The organism is Bacteroides timonensis, from assembly GCF_000513195.1.
Classification (GTDB): domain Bacteria; phylum Bacteroidota; class Bacteroidia; order Bacteroidales; family Bacteroidaceae; genus Bacteroides; species Bacteroides timonensis.
On record NZ_CBVI010000053.1, the window covers coordinates 1 to 20,511 of the forward strand.

Here is a 20,511-nt window from a genome sequence, read left to right on the forward strand (position 1 = left end):
ATTGAAAATCCGCCGGGACGGGAAATTATATAAATAGCTAAAAAGCCAAAGAAGAACGAACTCTATAGTATTCGAAGCTCTTATAGTTCCAATCAGCGCCGCCAGTGGGGAAGTACACGAAGCCAGCGCGGCTGCTGTTGCTGCCGTCCTCCGTACTCGACCAAAAGCCGACGTCGCCGAAAACGTTTGCGCTGCTATCGCTCAATTTGCCAAATAGAGTGTTCAAATTCTCCTTTCCATCGGTACTCTGAATGCTATTATTTCCCCAGCAAATGTACTTCAATTCATCCAAATTAGGGAGATACCAACCGCTACTGCCGGAAGGGGCAGCTACTGTATTGCCATAATCGGAAGCGGCACTACCGGCATTGTACCAAGTAGAAGAAGTACTCGCATCCTTCAAGGCTACTACAAGGCCATGAATGTAACCACCCTCCGATTTATTGGTACTATTGTTCGTAATAAAGCTTGTTATCCACGCAATAGACTACACCGATACAGGCTTGCTTCTGGGCTTCGGACAGCTTGTCCTTGCTTACCAGCGAGCCGTCGTTCATATAGAAATCGCCGACTTGCAGGGTGTGGGTCTTTGAAGTGATACCGCCATCCACTTTATAAAGTGCGTAGTTGGCGGTGGTGATGCCGTTGGGCGAAACGGCGTACTCTTTAGTGGCGGTGCTGCCATCGGCGAGCGTGCCGGTGTAGCTGCCCATGAGGTCGGCGGCGGTGGTTTGGCCGGGTTTCACGAGGTAGCGGTACGTGCCGGGAGAGGGGTTGTACGGTGTGAAGCCATAGAAGCGGGTATCGGGAGCTTCGGCTGTCCACGTGTAGTTCGCGTCGGTAGTGAGCGTGTATTTCGTCATCGGGGTTTCGATCACTACGAGTGCCATGGCGTGCGTCATGGTCAGTTCGAGGGAGTAAGTGCCGCCGGTCTGTTTTGCACCGATGGTGCCGCTGCCCGTCATCAGGTCGGAGGCGGTGTAAGCGGCGTGGGTGCCTTGGTCGGTGGCGGGTGTCCATGCCGAGATGAGGGGGGCAAAGAAGCCGGAGGCATCGGTGGCAGAGGCATCGGGTGTGCCTGTCAAGGTGGATTGATAGGGATAGTAGGCAAAGTATTTCGCTTTTGCACCCTCGTAATACGCCTTGCCTGTCCAGCCTGTGCCGTTATGGGTAAGGGGGATGTTGCTACTGACGACTGCATCGTCTACCACGGCATAAAGTCCGATTTGGTCGCCTGCGGTGAAGGTGGTGGCGTAGCCGTTGTCGGTGGCACGGGTTGCAGAGGAAGATTTGGCATTGCCGGCGGTGTAGCCGCCATCGGTGACGCTGATGGTGAGCGGTGTACCCTGCGGAGTATCGCCCCCTGTTGCAGAAAGCTCTTCTTTTTGGCAACCCACCGCCCCTGCTGCCAATACTGCCAGCAGCACAAGGCTTCGTATCGTTTTTATTGGTTTCATATCGTGCTAAATAGATGAATTAGTAAATAGGTAAATAGATTAAAAAGCAAAAAGGGCACGCACCCATAACTCATCGCTGTTCGTTAGGTTCTTAACGCCGCCGCCCACGTTGCCATTGATGAAGGCCACACCCCACGCGTGCTGGTTGTAGCGGGCATCCTCCGACGATGACCAGTAGCCCTCCGACCTGAAGCTGACAAATTTTGTACCGTCTGCTTTATCAAACTGACTATTCAACAGCTCCCGACCGGCTGTACTTGCGCTCGCTGCACCTTGACCCCAGCACATATACTTCAACTCCATAATGGAAGGCACGTACCAACCGCTACTATTCGTAGGGGCAGGATAATCTTTGCTGTACTGCTCAATGGCGGTGATGGGAAGAACTTTGAGGTCAGAGTTATTCTGCACATTAGAACTTTCGTTATAGGCTTTCAATGCCGCGGTATTGGCGTAGCCTTGATATTTATCCACCACTGTTATATCTACTTTATTTGCTCCTCTATCATCACTATTCGTCCAGTTGTTCACTTGCTCATAACTGGTACTCCAATACATCCAGGCAGCAGTGGAAGCCGAAGGCTGTTTGGCTTCGTGCAGTGCCACCACCAAGCCGTGGGGGGCGGTTCCATCGTAGCTGTCACCACCCAATTTCGCTTTTAATTTCGTATCATCTTGCGCCACATCGCCCACCCAATAGACGATGCCCACTACCGTGCGCGATTGATTGCTTGCATCGGTCAACACAGGCTTTACATCTTCTTTTACAAATGTTCCATCAACATATCGTTTTCGCAGTCCGCCGTCGCTCCATGTGCCGTCCGAGTAATAGTAATCTCCTATTTTAAGGTCGGAAGCACTGAAAATAGTAACCTCTTTACTTGTCACATCACTTGTCGTCCCTGTCCAAGCCGTTGCTCCGGTTGCTGTGACGGTGATTCCGCTTTTCAGCACCGTAATATTATAGGTGTGTTGCTGCCCAGCGGCAAAGTCGGGGGTGGTGGAGTAATAGAACTCTTGCGAGCCGATGGTTACTTTAATAAACCGCATGCTTGTGGTGCTCTTCTGCGGCACAAGCAAGGCTTGTACGGTTTTCTGATAGCCACTGGCGGCAGTGCCAAGCACATTTGGGGCGATGGAGGTGTTGCCCTGTGTGGTTTGTTGCGTCACGCTCCAATCGGTAGCTATCGCGCCCGAAGTGGTGGCTTGGTTCATGATGGTTACGGTGGCGTTCGTTACTTCGGTTGCCGTTACGCCGCCACCATTTTTCAGATTCACCACCACTTTTACGGGCAGGTGCTCGAAGGTCAGTGAAGAGTTGCCGTAGGTAATCTCTTTGGGGGCGGCATAAATCAGGTCGCTTGCCTGATAGCCGTCTGTGCCGCTCTGGTCTTTCTTCACGCTGAACGAAGTGGGTTTCGTGGCGGTGTACGGATACCATGCCGATACGATTTTCTCTTTGGTGGTGCTTTCCCAGTAGAACGGCTCTACGCCGGTGGCAGCCGAGAGCTTGCCGTCTGTGGCGGCGGTGTACTTCTTTGGGTTAGCAGTGCCTACCTGTACGGCTACTTCTTCTTTCCCTGCCCACGAGTTATCAGTGGTGGCACGGGTGGCAGTCACGCCCTCCACCGTTGTGGCGAACGTCATGGGGTATTTGCCTTCGGGCAGCGGCTCGCCTTGTTTGTCGTCGAAGTCGTTTTGCGAGCAGGCGGCTGCCAGCAGCAACGCTGCCGTCAACGTGCATGCGGTCTGAAAGAATCCTTTTCGTTTCATATTATCATTTCTTTTTTCGTTTCATTTTTCTTTTGTGCCATCGGCAGCAGCGACGCTGCCGGTATGCTACCTTATAGGGTTACACACACTCCGGACTTAACGCATAGTGTCCGGCGGTGGCTGTTTCTTCTGTCTGTTATCGCGTCAGAACTCCACGATGCTTTCCAATACCGGCTCACCTTTCAGCGGGGCATAAATAGTAACTTTGGCAAAGCCGAACTTCGGTTCGCGGGTGACGGTCTTTGTCATGCAGTAGTAGCGGTAGTTGTATCCTGCCACCAACTGTTTGGCTACCAGCATCGGGATGTAATCCACGCCTTTCAGCACCATGCAGTTTTGGAAGATTACCTTCTCTTCGTCTGTCAGCGGTTCGTATTCGCCCCAGTCGCCTACTTTGGCTGCATTGGCAACGGCTTCTTCCGCAGTAACCACGGTATAGGGGAATACGTCTTCATAAAGCACTTCCTTCGTGTCGCGATAGTAGGCGAACTGTATTTCCGCCTGTCCCGGATTCAGGAACTGAAAGGTGAATGACTGTACAGTCATACTGCCGGGCTTGCTTTCGTCAGCCGGTTCCACGGTCTCTTCCAAAAGGGCGACTCCACCGTTCAAACGGACCAGAGCGTAACGATAACCGCTGCCAGCGTGTGAGGTGCGGCGAATGGTGATGGTATCACCTACTTTAAATGCTTTTCTAATCATAACAATACGTGTTTTTAAAGATGTTAAAATCAGTAAGGTTCTAATGACCGGGGGCTTGCGCCGCCCGGCTTTGCTTGAGAGTGTCGTTTCCGGGAGGAGGCATTGCCCCTGCGGAAACCGTTGCGTTTCAAATATATTTTTCTATCTTGCCGCCTTTCGCCGGGACGGGTATCGCCAAACATATTTATTCTTTCCGATTTATATTCCGGTTGATTTCCTTTACCAAGGTTTGGAAATCTGAAGCAAGTATTTCTTGTCCTTTTATCGCGGTATTATCAGCCTTCTCTCCGTTTAACATTAAGTTCTGCCGCGTAAAATCTCCCACCACAATGCCGTCGGCTGATACTTCCAATATGTCTTGGGAAATCTTGATGCCATGCACCCCTGATGCCCATACCCAATCCACCAAGATGCTGGCAATGGACTGGTTCTGTCTCTCGTCGGCTTTTCAGCGATCCCAATAGTAAGTTTTCAGGATGTCGGTCTATTCGTCGTCCGAGAGTTTCTTCAAGTCTTCCACTGTAGGTTCGGACTTCTCTTTCTTTTTGCAGTACTCTTTGTAAGTACCAATGGTTACTCCCTTATTGGTAGCTCCGCCAAGGTCTGCGGGGTCGTTCACGAATCCGCCTTCCCATTTCAGGATGAACGGTTTTAACTTTCTTACGTCTGCCATAATCTCTCGTTTTTAATTTCGTTAATATTCTTACTTCTGACTTTCCTTTCCCGATTCACTGACTTGAGATGATTGAGTCAGCGACTTGTGCGCTTCTTGTCGCCGATTCGAGGAAATGAGATTGTTGTATTCATTGTTCTTTTAGTTACTTTTTTCTGTTGTGCCACCGCCCCGGCGAGAGGGGCAGTTGCTACCTTTATAGGGGCGGCTCGCTTCCGGACGTTACGCTCGCGGTGTCTGGCGGTGGCTGTTCTATAATCAAACGTTTCCTTTTTGACATTGTTCCGGTTTTTGCTTCATCTTTTCCAGCATCTCTTTATAGTCATTTACAAATTTGGCTATCGTCACATATCCCGCAGCTGCTTCAGTCTCGGAGATGTCATCTAAGATAACACTTTTGTCTGCCGGTGTGGCTTGAAGGTAGTATCCGATAATTTGAGGGGTATCAAATTTAACTGTCACACTCTTTTCTCTGGCTTCACTATGCGCGCCCGATGTCGAGAATGAGCTGTTTGAACTTTTCGATCCGCTAAAAAACAAGAAACCGCCGCCATGAGACGCATGCTCTTCGGTTGAGTGTGCGAATGAAGAGAATGAACTGTCTTCCGAAGTTATCTGAAGAGAGATATCACGCGCTATAAGCATAGCTACCGGATAACATGGCAAGATATAACTCCCGCTCATGTCTTTCAACCGTTCGTCGGTCATCTCTGTGTAATCTTCGCTGGGCGAGACGCGGGAAGTGGAGACGTTGAACATGTCTTTGGAAAGAACAAATACTCCCGGATTGAACCATTCCCGCTCAATTCCCACTTTTGCAACGTTCATTCCCAAACGCACTGTTGACGATTGGTTATTGGTCATACTATCAAAACCGGAAGAAGAGCTCTCTTCTTTGGATGAATATCCGCCAAACCAGAAGTTGACGCCACAAGTACTGTTCGATGCGCTCGCATACTTTGTTGTTTGGGTATCCATAGTCGAGGCGCTGGTTTCAATAATAATCTGGGTAAAACCTGTAGGGACTTCCGGCGGCGTCACATCGCTGATTGATGCGGTGGCATTGTCTTTCGACTTCAATGCCGATGATATTTGTATCTGCGTTTGGATATCCCGTATCTGCATATCAAGCCTGTCGAGTTGCTCCTTCATAGGCGAAAGAAGGTTTTTCAGAGATGACAGATTCTTTGCGTTAATCACATTCATTAGAGCCACAGATAGTTGTTGTGATGCATTTACTAAATCATTTTGGGCATTCACTCCTTCTTTTACCGCTTTACTCAAATCATCGATGAGATCTTCAATCTTTTGTCCCTCATTTAGTTTATGCCCGGCAGCCAGTTTTGCAAGAATGCCGTTAGGAATTGATTCGAACATCGAAGCAACGTCCAGAGCGGTGGTTATGACAGTCTTAATACCTTCTCCATATTTTGTTATCAAGTTAGTTTCTGCTTCATCAAGCTTTCCCTTGGCATCATCAACTTCTTTCTTCAAGCTCGACACTGTACTGTCTTCCGGTATCAAAGCAACTATCTCATTTATTCTGGCATCCAAAGCTATTCTTCTGGACGACAGGCCTGTCAGCAACATAGAAAGTGCTTCCGGAGTTTTCAACAAATCAATTGGCGTGAAAGAAGTACCCAGCAACTCGAACCAATTCGTGGGATTGAATTTTACCGGGTACACAAATCCGCCGTCAGGCGTGAGCTTTTGGGTATTTTGCAGGGTTTCTCTGGCTTGCTCCAGTTCAGCGCCCGAACCGCTATCCAATATTCCAGCCAGAATATCCATATCGTTGGGAGAAAAAACGGACAATACTTTTGCCCGCTTTTCATTCAAGGCTGTAATTTGGCTTTGGGCTACCGTTTCGTACCATTCAAGATAGGCGTCATTATACTTCATATTACTTGCGGCATCCGTGCCGGGGAATAGCTTACGCAATCTTTCCTTAGCTGCATTTTGCTTTTCCGCCCATGCTTTTTCTTCTGCCACATATTCATCATATAAGCGATAAAAGACCTCCTGCAAGGTATAAGTCTTATTATCCCCTTCTCCAAAGTCATATGGATAGATAGTCAGCAACAGTTCACGCAACTGATTTTTCGCCACTGCAATCTTTTCATTCAACTTGGGAGTCAATGTATCCAGTGCAGAACGGTACTGGTAAGGCAACATCAAGCCATTATCAGCTCCTACCACATGGCCGGGGTCAAATAGTTTGTTTGCCAGCCTCGATTCATTCGCTTCAATTGTCGGGCCTTTAGGAGCATTGTTCTTGTAGTCATACGTAAAATCTTCGGGCGATAAGGCCTGGCCCGGCAATGTGATGCATAGGTACTGATGGGGATCATCGCCACCAATAACATCTACAATCTTATCATAGATGATGTCGAAGAAAGATTTACTTTCTTCTGCATTTCCGCCAACAGCCTCGTATCCTAAAAGCCGGCTTGCGTTACTAGTTTTCTTCTCACCAGTCGGTCTGTCCAGTTTCACTTCTTCGTGTCCGACTTTTACTTCCTCCCCGGAAAGAGGAGTATTTGGGGATTTATTTGTTTCAGTCATAATCTATTGATTTATTAAGAGTGGGTAACCATGAAATAACCTACAAAATAATGATAGTCAACTGTATTTCCTTCATAAACATAAGTTCTATTGCATTGATTGGGTGGATTTTTTGCATTTATAGGTTTTTCTGATGCATCAGTTTTCACAGCAGGAAGATAGCCAATCTTATGAGACCATTCTCCTAAAATACCCAGCTTGTACCAATGATAATCAAAGAACAAATCTTTAGCATAAGATGCTAGACAAAGAGCAACCATATATTCATTATTATTAGGGGTATCTGCAAGAGTACAAACTCTTAAGTTGTTTTTTTTGTCCAATAGTCCAGAACTGGCATCCGCTATAGAATTTTCTACTATAATTTTAGCTGCTGTATCTAAATTTTGTACACACAACGGCATTTTACGACTCAATATTTCACCTGGCTGTAGTTGGGCTCCATTTACAGCTACAGTCACATTCATAGCATGGGCATAGCAATTGGCCTTTAGAATGTTATCACTCGAATTCCAAAAAAGAGGGTTGAAGACTGGATGTCCATTGATAGTGTAATTGTCGGCATCGTGAACAGTAGCTGGTGTGTTTGCACCTAAGTTACAGATCTTAATCAGTTCGTCCGGTTCATAATTTACCATCATTCGCAGTTCCTCCGGCAATGACAGGTAGTATTCAAACCATATTTGCGTTTCCGGTGAAAGGCTTTTCAATAATTCTTCACTAATTTTTTTACCTTTATAGACGATACTTCTTTCCATAATAAGTTAATTTTAATATTAAATAATGTTCATATTTTTCCGCTACGCTTTTAGTTTGTACATTCATTCACTCATAATGAAGATTCAAATCTTCGAGGAATTTTTATGCGTGACTTATCCCGGCACACTTTCATCCTGGTCACCGTCACCGTCACCGCCTTGTAAGGGGTCTTGTTCTTTGGTGTCGGGCGAAAGTTCAATCCATTCCAGCGTGTCGCTGTCCACGAGGGCACGGGTGTAGGTGCCGTTGCTCAGCTTGCTGCGTTCGGGGATGAACTCGATGCGCACGGCTTGCACCTGTTTGTCGAAGTTGAAGTCCTTGAGGTCTTTCACGCCCCGGGTGTCGAGCACGTAGCGGAAGTAGCCCAGTCCTTTGATGTGGACGCTCTTGCCCTGCGCCATGCGGGTGTGCATCACCGGGGCGATGTCGCCCAGCACGGCCTGAACGTCGGAGTTGCTTACTGTGGAGATTCTCGCCAGGTCTCGGGCGATTACCTCCGTTTCCACCGGTTTGCCCTGCACGATGGCCTGGGGATAGTAAACCGCGTTTTTTCTGTTGTATGCTTTTTTCCAGAACGGCATAATCAGTTGTTTTAAGTTTGTTAATTGTTTTGCTTGTTCTCGCTCATTTCCTCAAGGAGGCGCTACGGATAGTTGCAGAAGGGGTGTCGCTTTGAGTTGCTCAAGGTAGTACATCGAGCATGTCAATGTACTACTTCGAGCGTGTCAAAGTACTACCTTTACAAGGTCAAGGTAGCGCAGTGTTTGGGGAAGTGATTGATTTGTTCATTTTTGTTTAATATTATTGTTACATGGTGGCATCACCGGTTTGGTCGGTGGTGGTAGTCCACGCTCCAATGGTGCAGCCGCTGACTGTCAAGCCGGTCTTCTTCACCGTGATGGTGTAGGTATAGGTTTTGCCGGCTTCCAGATTGGGGGCGATGGATGAATTATTGGTATACTCCTGTCCGCCGATGGTGGCTTTGAACGCCAAAGCGGAGCCGGAACCGGAACAATCTTGCGGAAGAAGGATGAGGGTGTAGGTGCACTTGTAGTTGTCTACATCATATGTTCTCGCACATCCTGTGATAGTCCAATCAGTAACGGCTTGCGCATCATCCGAAACTTTTGCTGTTCCGGTGGCTGTTCCGTCTACTACCGCCAAAGTGAATGTACCTGTGTGTTTCAGTCCGCCTAACTTATAAGTGCTGTTTCCATCACAGACTTTTTTTGCTTCCTCCTCCGTAAAGCCATCTTGGGTTGAACCGACAATGACCAGTTTCAACTGTGCCATTTTGTGCTGGAACTGGCAATTGGTGCCGTTAGTAGTGCTGCTGTTATCCTTGAATTCTACTGTTGGGCTACTTTTGGAAGCTGTAGCTCCGCTGGCGAAAAGGAAATCAATCTTTGCCTGCTTGTTTTCATTGGCTGTAACTTTATTGTTGTCTTTGGTGTCAACCGCGATAATACCACTGCCGTCAGTACCCGGAAGTGTTCCTGCATTGGTAGTTGTCTGATAAGGATAATAAGCGGCAAAGGTCACCGTTTCGGTAGCATCCTGAAAGAAGATACCGGCTCCCGTTCCGGCAGCAAATGTGGCGGGAGAGCCACCTTGCTCTGTCGTATACTTCACATTCTTGTAGCGGGCAACCATACCACTGGTAGCAGCGCCGGAAGTGCCACCCTCTACTATTTGTTCCACTTTGGTCACTATCACCCCGATGGCATCATTTGCCGCAAAAGAGCTGGGGTTATCATTCACCGCACGTGTTTCCACACCCATTCCTGCCGTCACCCGTGCTTCCACCGGACCATTATTCATCTCGTTCTCATCGTTGCTGCAAGCGGCCAGCAGGGTGGCTACGGTTGCAATCATTAAATACTTTGCTTTCATCTTTATTTTTTGTTTATTCATTGTCAATTAATTATAGCTTGTTTTTCGGTCGCTTAGTTGGCATCCACTTCTCCACCGCCTTGTGCATCCCAAGCCTCTATCTGTCCGCTCACTTCCACGCCCGTGCGGTTCAGCTTCACGGTGTAGGTGTATTTGCTTCCGGCTGCGAGTGCCTTGCCCATGTTCCAGGTGAAGGGGGCATCGTGGTCGTTGTTCAGGTCGAACTCGAAAGTGCGGCTGGTAGCGGCATCGGGCAGCAGGATGGCTTCGTAGACGTAGGCATCGGTCTGCTTGAAGAGGGTAATGTCGGCAGAGTTTGCGGCGTCAGCCTTCAGTGCTCCGGCGGTAAGGTCGAAGGTGGCGGTGGTGTTCTGAGCGTTCACCTTTACCGTCAGCCCGGTCATGTCATCGGTGGCGACTCCCGCACCGGGTTGCACGGTCAGTATCACCTTGCAGAGCTGGTGCTTGAAGGTGAGGGCGGCGGTCTTGTCCGTCTTCTTCTTCCCTTTCACGTTGCTGGAGTATAGCAGGTCGAGGGCTTCCTGATTGCTTTGTGTGCCTACATTGATGGCGTAGAGGTAATTCGTTGTGGTTTCCTCTTGCGTAACGCTTCCCTGCGGACAGTAGGCGTAGAAGTCCACTTCGCTGTCATCCATCGGGTAGTAGATAGTGGCGCCGTCGGGCTTGAAGGTTCCGGTAGAGGTTGCATCCGCCACGTATCGGATGTTTTCCGCTTCCTCACTTATATTCGCCGGCAGAAGCGATTCTCCGGTTTCCACCATAAAGATGCCGATGGCATCCGTAGCAGACCAGGTCTGGTCGATGGCGCGGGTTTCCGTCACTCCCACGGAAGCACGAAATTCTACCGGGACGCGTCCGTACGACAGGTCTGCCGGTTCATTCTCATTATTGCTGCAAGCGGTCAGTGCAAGTGCCGCTGTTGCCAGAATCAGATAATTCTTCATGGATTGATAGTTATTGTTATTCTTCATTTTTACTCTGCGCTACCCGATTCACCTGCGCCGTTTCCTTTGTTCCAGTCCGTGATGGTGGCGGTTACGTCGAGGGCGTTGCGGTTGATGGTGATATTGTAGATGTTCTTTTCACCGGAGTTGAAACTCTTGTCATCGGGAATCGGCCAATAAAACTTCTCGCCACTGTCCTGGAGGGTGAAGACGAGTTCCCGTCCCGTGGTGAGGGATTTTCCTGTCAGGTCGTCCGGGAAGAGGATAGCCTCGGCGAATGTGCCGTTGCCTTTCGTCAGTAAGGTGACGGGGTGAGTTCTTGCACAAAACCGATTGCTTGGAATTCCGGATCGTAGATTGCCGTCTTCCATTGCTTGGTGATTTCTACTTTCAGGCCTTTCAGATTATCGGTAGAGATGCCGCTGCCGTTGGTGATGTTCAGCACCAGCTTGGTGAGGCGGTGCTCGAAGTTGAGACGGACTGTCGGCTGAAGCTTGTTATAGACCGTTCCGCCTTCCTATGTGCTGCTCTTTGCATCGGCCACCATCAGGTCGAGGGCAGCTTGCGAAGTCTGCTTGGTAAGGTCGGCTGTCCATGCATCAGCGGTCACGTCCTTATAAGGATACCATGCATGAAAATCTACATTGCTGCCGTCGATGGGAAAGTAGATGGGGGTATTCACGGGGGTGAAGCCATCGCCTGTGTCCGATTTCTTATACGGAATGTTTGCTGCGCCTTCGGCAATGCCGGTTTTGCCGGCGGCAAACATATAGATGCCTATCTGGTCATCCTTGTCCCATTGTGCATCGTGGGCACGGGTCTGCACATGGATGCCGCCCGATACTTGGAGGGGCACACGTCCGTCGCTGTCCGATACACTTGTTTCACTGTCGTTGCTGCATCCCGTGGGGAGGAGCAGGACGGTGCAGAACGCTGCACCAATCAACATGCCGGGCAATCCGCCCGAACTGATGAAGTTCTTTTTCTTCATGTTCTTTTGATTTTTTTAAAAGTTGTACAATAATCACCCTTGTTCCAACTACGCATTTATTTTTAGTTTTCTGATTTTCAATTTACGTTGATATCACCGTTATTCACCTCTTTCCATGGGGTGATGGTGGCACTGATTTCTGCCTCAGCAGGCAGTTGCAGCGTGGCGTCCAATGCAAGAGGTTCCATGCTGCCGGTGCTGAAGTTCTTTAGAGATTCCGTCAGGTCGGTGGTGACGGTCTGCACCTTGCCGTCGGTCAGCGTGATTTCCAGTGTCAGCAGTTGCTGTTCTCCGGTGGCTGCTCCCATAAGGCGCAGGTTGGCAGAGAGTGCCGGCTGTCCGGAGGAACGGGTGCCTGGTGCAAGTGTAGCGTCTGTGCCAAGGACGAAAGCCGGGACTACGATCTTTCCATTGGTGGCTGCAATTGTTCCGGCAGCCAAATCTACAGCGGAGGCGATACCTGTCAGAGTGGCTGCTGTGCTGCCTATTCTCTGCTCGTCGCCGGGGTTCAGCTTTAGGGTTAGTGTCAAGTGACGGATATGCTGTAGCATAGGCACGACCACTTGCAGGGTATCGTCTTTCACTATCTCTAAGGTAGCGAAAGCGGAAAACAGATAGCCGGGGGCGGGTTCCAGTGTACCATCCGCACGGGTATTTACCGTAGCGGTGGTGCCGCTAATGGTAATGCCTTCTGCATTATGGTAGACCAGCAGGTCTTGCCCTCCGGGGGCAAACAATGTGTTGAATGCATTTGTTTCTCCGCTCACGGTCTGTTCTTGTGTGCCGATACGCAGGATGTAGCTGTCCGGCAGGATGGCGTCAGAAGAACGTCCGTTCCAGTCGGTGGTTATTTTCACTGCGCCCTTGTCGGGATGTGGGGTGTTGTAAAGGTCGTCTTTCACACATCCTACCAGCAGCAACAAGGCTGCTGCACAAACCATTATTATATTATAGATTGCCTGTTTCATAATTCTTCGTTCCTCATTCTTAATTCTTCATTTTCCACACCAGTGTGACGCCAAGCTGGTTGATGCCCCAATAGTTCTTTGTATCACTGCCCGCACGTACACGGATGCCGTCTGATACCGTGTATTTGTCATAATCGGCATAGCTATACCCCACGGCTGCGTGGAAATCAAGGCTCAACGCACGGTTCAGTGGTAGCGTGTAGCCGCCCGTGATGCCGCCGCCCTGATAGTCGCCCTGCTTGCCAGTATCGCCCAGCTTGTAGTTGAACTCGCCGATGTGGTACATGGCTCCGATATAGCCGCGTTTCTCCTTACTTATATAGTAGCGCACTTCGGGAGAGAGTTTCCAGAGGGCATATCTTCTGTTCTTGTTGTCCCATGACCATGAAGTCCATGCACCGTTTACAAGAATGCTCCAGTTGCGGTCGATGCGCCACTCCATGCCGAGGTCGGGGGTAAGGGTGGCCCAATGCAGCAGATTGGCACGGAGAGAGAAAGAGTTGTCATGTTTGTGTTCCTCCGCTTTGGCGGCAAACCGTGCGGCTTCCGCTTGTTCCTTGGCAGTTTGCTCTGCTGCCCGTCGTTCGGCTTCTTCCTGTTCCTGCCTGGCTTTTTCCGCTGCAAGACGCTCCCGTTCGGCACGTTCTGCCGTCAGGCGTTCCTGCTCGGCCTGCCTTGCTTGCTCGGCAGCCAGCCGTTCGGCTTCGGGGTCGCCAAATACTTCTTTGTTATACGCCAGCACACGGGTGGCAGCTTCTTCGCCCGCTATCTGTGCCACTTTCTCTACGCTGGCGGGGAAAGTAACCACAACCACATTGCGCAGGTCGTCCGGGCCGTAGCCATGAGGAATAATCCGGTCGGTGACGAACATCTTTTCCGTCATTCCCACCTGTCTGATGAGTTCCGCTTTCACACGATTGTTGCGAAGGTAGGCCATGCGCTGTGCGGATAGGTCACTGGTGGGAGAAGCCGCATAACTGCTGACATTGACATACATCCGTCCGCTTCGTAACTGTGGCAGGCATACACTCAGGGTATCGCACAACCGTTCCAATTCAGTTCCGTTCTGTCGGTAAGGGATATAAAACATATCTTTCACCGGTACAAACCGGAACACGTATTCGCTACCCCCTTTTTCCTGTGCTGCAAGCGGCAAGAGAAGCAGCAGAAAGAGGGACAAGAACATTATTCTTTTCAGCATGGTATCTATTATTTTGGTAAATTCTTCGGGAGTGATATTGGGTGGATTGAACGGGTATGGACGCTGGGATGTAGGAACCAGCTTCCTCAATTCCAGATTCTCGGTAATGGTACGCACCAGATATTCCTGGCTCCGGCGTAACTTACGTTTATAACGACAAAGGAAAATGAAAAGAGTGATTATCGTCAGTAAAGACATAATAAGCAGGAGAAACAGCACCGTAAAGAAAAGAAGGTTGGTACTTGTGGAGTCAGTTGTAGCTGTCGTTTCTGCGGCATATATTAAGGTAGGAGAACAAATCAGAAAGAGAAAGTATAGCAAACAAAATCCGGTAGATCTACCGGATTTGTTCTCCAGAGGAATCTCTCCGGAGAACAAATGAGGATTATTAAATATGTTTATACTTCTTTTTTCCATTTGAGTCACGTGTCTTGTTTTTAACGTGGCTCAAAGGTATAGAAGTAGCGTTGGGCGGCAATGGTTTTTAGGTGGGTTGTAGTCTCATTTAGTCACTCTTGTAGTCTCATTTAGTCACTTTTGCTGTCTCGAAAACTCCCTTTTCTTGATGTATATCATTCATTTTCAGCGCGTTTGTTTCCTGAACGATATTCTGAGGGCGTCATGCCGAATTGTTCGAGGAAAAGGCGATAAAAAGTCGCCTTATTTGGAATACCACATTCTTTGGCTATGGCATCTATCGCATAGTCGGGATGCTCTTTAAGCATTCGGGCGGCGTAGTCCATCCGGAGATTATTGATGTATTGAGAGAAACCTATGCCGGCATATTGCTTGAAAAGCAGTGCGAATTTGTTCTTGGGGATGCGTACCAGCTTCATCAGATCTGCCCTCGAAAAGTCGGGTTGCAGGAAGAGCTTCCGGCTGATAATTTCACGTTCCGCACGGTCGAATAATGACTGACCGTTCGGAATGGTTTCGTTGTTTGGATTGTCTTCGGATGTATCAGCGTCCGGTTGTTCAGCGTCCGGTTGTTCGGTGTCAGGTAGTTCGGTATCACTTTGCACTTCCTTCTCCGTCGATAAAACATTCACTGCCGACTTCCACTTTTGCAGCTCGTCTTCCGCTGTCTGCAACCGTTCTGTCAATATCAGGTTCTCATCTTTGCGGCGGTAGAGTTCGTCCTTATAGTTCAGCAAGTCGTCTATCCGGGCTGACATCGACTTGTTCTTTATCCGGATGGTACGGGCATGGCGGATGATGCGCCACATCAGCACACCGAGCAGGCCGATGATGCAAACGGCAAATAGCAGTATCATCCGGTTTTCCCGTAGTTTGGCGGCTTGTTGCGTCAGTTGCGCCTCTTTCTCTGCGGTTTCATAAATGGTGGCGAGTTCCAGCACTCCGTTCTGCTTTTCGCGCAGGCGAAGGCTGTCCGAGAGGATATACATCTGTTTGTAGGTCTGTGCAGCGGCATCTTGGTTACCCAGTCCCTCGTATGCCTGTGCCTCAAAATTAAGGATACGCTCCAGATAGAAATAATTGATGGTATCGCCCTGCTCTTTCCAGCGTTCCTTGTCGGCATGGATGAACCGGAGTACTTCAGGGTAACGTTTCACACCCACGAGATAATCAAAACGCATCTGTTTCCCGTCGTCGGTATGGGCATAGTCCGTCTGTTCGAATTTACGATAGAACTCCGCGCCTTTCTCCGGTTGCCCGTCGGCAAGGAAGATACGGGCGTATGTGACATAGCCGCATGCCAGCCGCATGTCGTACATACCTTCGGGGATGTCGGGACAGTTTTTGAATTGCTCCATCAGTTTTTCATACCGCGGCAACAAGGCGATGGCTTCGGAATATTTTCCGTCATACATCGCAAAAGTGATTTTTACGCCGTAGATATAGATGAGGTCGTCCACCGGTTTCCACCTTTGGCAGCCTTCGGTCATTTCTTCCTGCATCTGCAAGGCCTGCTCCACGTACTCGTCCGCTTCGTCTTTCAGCCCCATGTCCCGCTTGTTCATTCCCAAATAGAGCAACAGGTTGGCTTCCGCAATGCGGTCGCCCGTCTGCCGGGCAAGCTCGATGCCTTCGAGGGCATAGCGGGTGCTTTCCGTATAGTTTCCCGTGCCGTTGTACTGGTCGGTTATCAGTTCGAGCAGCATCAGGGCTTCGTCGGGATGCCGGCGTATGGAGTCATTGCGGTAGGCTTTCATGGCGTACTTCAAGGCAAGGCGGTACATGCTCATTCCGTTTTGGTAGACAACGCTGCGCATGTGGTCCAGACGGAACTGCGGCTGCAACTTCCGTTGTTCCATTTCGTCTATCAGTGTCAACGCGCGCTCAGGTTCGGTGACACTGATCTGCGATATATATTTCCGGGTAAGGATGCTATCAGGCAGAGGTGTGTTTTCGGCATGGATATGGAAACCGGTAAGGCCGGTGATGAATAATACACATATAAAAGCTATACTACGGCAAAGGCTGTTCATCTTCTTTTCTGTTTTCTCTATTCTGTGATAAATATGGTTTGCTGTGCAAAAGTAGCACAAAAATGTTTCTGGCTGTAGCATTTATAAATAAACCTTTTTGTTTTTTTATACTATGAAGAGTTGGTGTGAGGCGGATAAACACGGGTAAAATTCAAAATACCAGTCGGCACAGCCTTCCGAATCTTGTTGTATTTCAGTTCTCTTTTCCCCTTATAGCCATTTCCCCTTTTTTATAACCTTGTCATGACTTCACCTTGCCGTAGTTCAGGGTGCGAAGCTACGGCCGGGACTCCTAAAAATCTGCAAGCCCGCTTCGCGCCCTCCGGGTTTTGGCGAAAATTTTTCAATCCGTCCAGTGGGGCGGTTGAAAATTTTTCACCAAAAGCCTTGCATATTTTCTCCCCGTCCGTATCTGCCCCCTGAAACGAGCAAGGTGAAGCCACCGACAAGGCATAAAAAAAAAGTCAATGTTATGAAAAAGAGAACTGAAATACAACAAGATTTGAAACGAGGCTTCGGCTCCGCTCCAACTGGCATTAAAAAAATGGTGAAGTGGTTGGCGGTCGGCTTCGTGGTGTATGTGGCGGCGTGTTTGCGCTTTTGCTCATTCTCATTTGCGTGATACTCTAACAGAATATTTATCAATTCAAAATCAAATCGTTATGACTAAAGTACATTTATTAGGAGCTAACAGAAGCTACGACAGAAACGTTCAGACCGTTTCAGTCAATCAGATTGTAGTGTTGGAAGGTTATGCAGGCGGCAGTTACGTTGTCTATGACATCACCCGTGACCGATACGGATTTACTTATCATCTCGTACATACAAGCACGTACGACTTCAACACTTCCAATCTCATACGCCCGTTATCCGATAAATTCGGAATAGGCATCTATTACGACAGCGAGACCCCGACATTTTTAGATCCGCTGGAAACGGCCGCTTTGCTCACCAAGGCCAAGGAGAAGAAAGCGGAGCAGGAACAGAAAGACAAGGAAGCACGGGAAGAATACGAACGCATCTCTAAAATCGGTGCGGAACGGTTACGCCCCCTTATTCCATCGGACGCAAAAGCCGTCATTGTCGGTGAACTACGGGTAAGTGAATGCGACAGTTATACCGATTACTACGACTATCGGATAGAGCGGACGGTCATTTTAGGCTTTTCCAAACATACACGCAACCTCTTTTCAGAGATGCGCAAGTGTGCGGCCAATTTTGAGGGAACGGCACATTTAGCGGAAAACAACGCTGATTATGAACACCGTGAAAACTACAGTATGGGAGACGGCATGTATTTGGGCAGGCACAAGTATAACGGTTGGACGATTAGCAAAGAGCCGATTTACAGCCTTGAAAAGTTCTTTGAACGGTTTGCACACACCGCAGGGGATGAAGCGAATATTTGCCTGAAAGAACCACAGACCCCGACCGATGCGGCAGAACAGCCGTCTGTATCCGCAGGCCTATCAACCCTCAAACTTGAAATTGTGGAGTACAGCGAAAAGGCGATAGCCGTATTCGGTGACACCAAGCCGATAAAAGACCTCTTGAAAGGCTTAAACGGCCTTTTCCGTGCAAACCTTACTTATAACGGTGAAAGGCGTGCAGGGTGGATATACAGTAAGAAGCAGGAGACGAAAGTAAGGGAAGCACTTGCAGCGTGCATCCATGCATAATAACAGCAACGGCAGGGCGGATTACTCCGCCCTGCTATCAAAAATAAATTCAACTAATTATCAATATTTTAAAATTTATCATTATGAAAACGAGTAAGAAAGTACAGAAGACGAACAACGTACAGAAATCAGAGAAAGAGACAGCAGAAGTAAAAGTAACCGCTTTGGCAGTCATCCACAAGCCGATGATGTTGATCGGTGGGCAGAATGTGCCCACCGCCACCGAAGAAGCACCGCAGCAGGCCGAGCTTAAAGCGCCGCTTGCAACGGCCAAAGCCGAAACAGACCTCGATATAACCACCGTACAGCCGAGCGCAGAGAACCACCGCAAGACGTTCAATGACGCTTCTTTGCAGGAACTTGCCGACAGCATCCGTGAAGTAGGCGTTTTGCAGGCTATCGCAGTACGCCCACGCACGGCAGGAGGTTACGAAATCATTTACGGTGAACGCCGTTACCGTGCCTCATTGCTTGCAGGTGCAAAGACGATAAAGGCGACCGTATACAACAACATCACAGACGATGAAGCGGAAGATATGTCACTGAGTGAAAATTTGCAGCGTGAGCAGGTGCGCCCCACCGAAGAAGCAAAAGCATTCAAACGCCTGCTTGAAAAGGGCAGATACGATATGTATTCACTTGTAAGCCGTTTCGGGCGGAGTGAAAAGTACATCTACACCCGTCTCAAACTGACCGAACTGTATGCGCCTATCGGTGAACTGCTGGATAATGACACGATAACAATCAGCGTAGCCGAGGAGATAAGCACCTACGAAGCGCACATCCAAAAGGACGTTTATGAGAAGCATCTCAAAGCAGACAGCGGAGACAATTGGACGGGATATACATTGAACCTCTTTAAAAAGCATTTTGAGAAATGCTACACCACCGACCTTGAGCAATACAAGTTCGACAAGACAGAATGCAAGGCGTGCGTACACAATGCAGCCAATTATAACCTTTTTGCCGAGCATAACGGATGCGGACATTGCACCAACCGCAAATGCCTGGAAACCAAGAATGCCGCATTCGTGGCAAAGGAAACGGAGAAACTGTTGAAATCCGATCCGAAACTGACCGTTGCCCGACCTTATTACGGCAACCGTAATGACATGGCACTCCAAAAATTGGACAAGAAAGGGCATGAAATCAAAGAATTTGATTATAACATATCGGCACGGGAATTTCCCAAAGCCCCCGAAGCACCGAAGCAGGAACAGTTTGCCGAACCGAAGGAGTACCAACAAGCCGTACAGACTTTTGAACAGAAGAACGAGGAATACGCCCGAATGGTGGACGAACTGAACCGAAAGAAGGAAGAAGGCAGGATAAAGACCTACGTCAAGGTAGGACAGACAGAACCCGAACTTTGCTACGTGGAGATAAACAAGAAAGAAACCGCCCCCGTCACCATCGGGACATTGCTGGAAAGGGACAAGCGTTTCAAACAGTTGTCAGTCGAGAAGATTGTGGCCGATACAAAGAAAGTAGTCCGTGAAAATGACTACCCCGAAAGTCCTTTCACGCAGTATGAGGACGGGATGATGTATTTCATCATGCTGACCAGACTGCAAAGAAAGCATTATCCGCTTTGCGGCATCAAAGACCAGCCGTTGCCGTTGGACGAGAAACAGCGCATGAAAATTGTAGCCAAGTTGACGGACGGGCAAAGAACGGTCATCAAACGGGACTTCATCAATCATTTTCTTTGTGAGAACGCTTACGGAGACAACAGCACATCCAAGCTGTTAAGGGACTTCGCTAACATGCACTTCCCCGACCAGTACGGACTTGCAAAAGCCACCCACGAGGAAGAGTATCAGAAACGACACGAACGTTTGGACGAGAGAATCAAGGAGATGAAGAAAGCGGAAAAGGCGGCAGCCAAAGAAGTAGGACAGCAGCCGACAACTGTAGCCGGAAAGACGGAAAAGAAAGTCACCGCCCCCAAAGCGAAGAAACCGGATAGCGGAAAAGCAGCTTGAAACAGCAGGTGTGCCGGAGACAGTTCCGGCACACTTTTCCCACCCATGCGGTAGGGCAGGGCCGGACGACCCCACCCACACCGCCACCGTAACCACCATTCACACCATTACCGTATGAAATATATCAGAATATCCCCGAACGTAGAATATTCCACCGATATGGAATATTTCATTGAAAATCAAATCATTTGCATGGTAAGTAAAGAAGGCACGAAGTTTTGCAGCCTGATAGAGAACCGATTGTTTATGCGCTCCGACAGCCGCCATATCAGCAGGCGGATGCAACTGAACATCATGCGCGAAATCCACGAAGACATTTGCCGTCTACGATACGGCGGCGAACCCGTGGACTGACCTGCCACACCCCACACCTGCAAAAGACATCTGAAAAAAGTCGTGCAATCATAATGCGGTTGCACGGCTTTTTTCTATTTTTGTGCAGTTGAATTT

At 49.0% G+C, this 20,511-nt stretch carries 17 protein-coding genes and 2 pseudogenes; 4 read left to right on the top strand and 15 right to left on the bottom strand.

From position 1 onward, the window contains the following. Positions 1–37: 37 nt before the first annotated feature. The 15 genes and pseudogenes from BN161_RS28055 to BN161_RS11165 form a co-directional block, all read right to left on the bottom strand. The gene (locus tag BN161_RS28055) at positions 38–403 is read right to left on the bottom strand and encodes an Lcl domain-containing protein (protein WP_052356234.1); all 366 of its coding nucleotides are present in this window, start codon (positions 401–403) and stop codon (positions 38–40) included. Between the two features lie 46 nt (positions 404–449). Beyond that, positions 450–1,457, bottom strand: a complete 1,008-nt coding sequence (locus tag BN161_RS11105) for a fimbrillin family protein (protein ID WP_125910794.1) — start codon at positions 1,455–1,457, stop codon at positions 450–452. Positions 1,458–1,496: 39 nt separating this feature from the next. Continuing rightward, positions 1,497–3,230: a fimbrillin family protein gene (locus BN161_RS11110; RefSeq protein ID WP_044266049.1), complete on the bottom strand. Its 1,734-nt coding sequence runs from the start codon at positions 3,228–3,230 to the stop codon at positions 1,497–1,499. A 144-nt stretch (positions 3,231–3,374) separates the two neighbouring features. Continuing rightward, a complete protein-coding gene (locus BN161_RS11115; protein ID WP_044266052.1) occupies positions 3,375–3,932 on the bottom strand; it encodes a protease inhibitor I42 family protein in 558 nt (185 codons plus the stop codon). 325 nt (positions 3,933–4,257) lie between these two features. Beyond that, positions 4,258–4,605 (bottom strand): annotated as a pseudogene (locus tag BN161_RS30485) (glycosyl hydrolase 108 family protein); the annotation flags it as partial. Between the two features lie 258 nt (positions 4,606–4,863). Further along, on the bottom strand, positions 4,864–7,170 hold the full coding sequence (locus tag BN161_RS11125) for a hypothetical protein (protein WP_052356236.1): 2,307 nt from the start codon (positions 7,168–7,170) through the stop codon (positions 4,864–4,866). A 14-nt stretch (positions 7,171–7,184) separates the two neighbouring features. After that, a complete protein-coding gene (locus tag BN161_RS11130; protein WP_044266055.1) occupies positions 7,185–7,928 on the bottom strand; it encodes a hypothetical protein in 744 nt (247 codons plus the stop codon). 114 nt (positions 7,929–8,042) lie between these two features. After that, positions 8,043–8,510, bottom strand: a complete 468-nt coding sequence (locus BN161_RS11135) for an HU family DNA-binding protein (protein WP_044266057.1) — start codon at positions 8,508–8,510, stop codon at positions 8,043–8,045. Between the two features lie 226 nt (positions 8,511–8,736). Beyond that, the gene (locus BN161_RS11140; protein ID WP_044266100.1) at positions 8,737–9,822 is read right to left on the bottom strand and encodes a fimbrillin family protein; all 1,086 of its coding nucleotides are present in this window, start codon (positions 9,820–9,822) and stop codon (positions 8,737–8,739) included. Positions 9,823–9,875: 53 nt separating this feature from the next. Then, a complete protein-coding gene (locus tag BN161_RS11145; protein ID WP_044266060.1) occupies positions 9,876–10,814 on the bottom strand; it encodes a fimbrillin family protein in 939 nt (312 codons plus the stop codon). 2 nt (positions 10,815–10,816) lie between these two features. Further along, entirely contained in the window at positions 10,817–11,158 is a 342-nt protein-coding gene (locus tag BN161_RS30795) for a fimbrillin family protein (RefSeq protein WP_052356238.1), read from the bottom strand. Further along, a pseudogene (locus BN161_RS30800) lies at positions 11,083–11,778 on the bottom strand (fimbrillin family protein). Before BN161_RS30800 ends, BN161_RS30795 begins: the two are co-directional and overlap by 76 nt. 77 nt (positions 11,779–11,855) lie before the next feature. After that, a complete protein-coding gene (locus BN161_RS11155; protein ID WP_044266062.1) occupies positions 11,856–12,746 on the bottom strand; it encodes a FimB/Mfa2 family fimbrial subunit in 891 nt (296 codons plus the stop codon). Between the two features lie 19 nt (positions 12,747–12,765). Further along, positions 12,766–14,364, bottom strand: a complete 1,599-nt coding sequence (locus BN161_RS11160; protein ID WP_316931131.1) for a DUF3575 domain-containing protein — start codon at positions 14,362–14,364, stop codon at positions 12,766–12,768. Between the two features lie 155 nt (positions 14,365–14,519). After that, the gene (locus BN161_RS11165) at positions 14,520–16,397 is read right to left on the bottom strand and encodes a helix-turn-helix domain-containing protein (RefSeq protein ID WP_044266063.1); all 1,878 of its coding nucleotides are present in this window, start codon (positions 16,395–16,397) and stop codon (positions 14,520–14,522) included. 472 nt (positions 16,398–16,869) lie between these two features. Here BN161_RS11165 and BN161_RS29810 point away from each other — a divergent pair, with 472 nt between their 5' ends. The 4 genes from BN161_RS29810 to BN161_RS11185 all read left to right on the top strand — a co-directional run bounded on the left by BN161_RS29810 (position 16,870) and on the right by BN161_RS11185 (position 20,415). Continuing rightward, a complete protein-coding gene (locus tag BN161_RS29810) occupies positions 16,870–17,019 on the top strand; it encodes a hypothetical protein (RefSeq protein ID WP_167332520.1) in 150 nt (49 codons plus the stop codon). Positions 17,020–17,059: 40 nt separating this feature from the next. Next, positions 17,060–18,076, top strand: a complete 1,017-nt coding sequence (locus BN161_RS11175) for a hypothetical protein (protein WP_044266105.1) — start codon at positions 17,060–17,062, stop codon at positions 18,074–18,076. Positions 18,077–18,159: 83 nt separating this feature from the next. Continuing rightward, positions 18,160–20,061: a ParB/RepB/Spo0J family partition protein gene (locus BN161_RS11180; protein WP_044266064.1), complete on the top strand. Its 1,902-nt coding sequence runs from the start codon at positions 18,160–18,162 to the stop codon at positions 20,059–20,061. Between the two features lie 114 nt (positions 20,062–20,175). After that, on the top strand, positions 20,176–20,415 hold the full coding sequence (locus BN161_RS11185; RefSeq protein ID WP_044266066.1) for a hypothetical protein: 240 nt from the start codon (positions 20,176–20,178) through the stop codon (positions 20,413–20,415). Positions 20,416–20,511 lie beyond the last annotated feature (96 nt).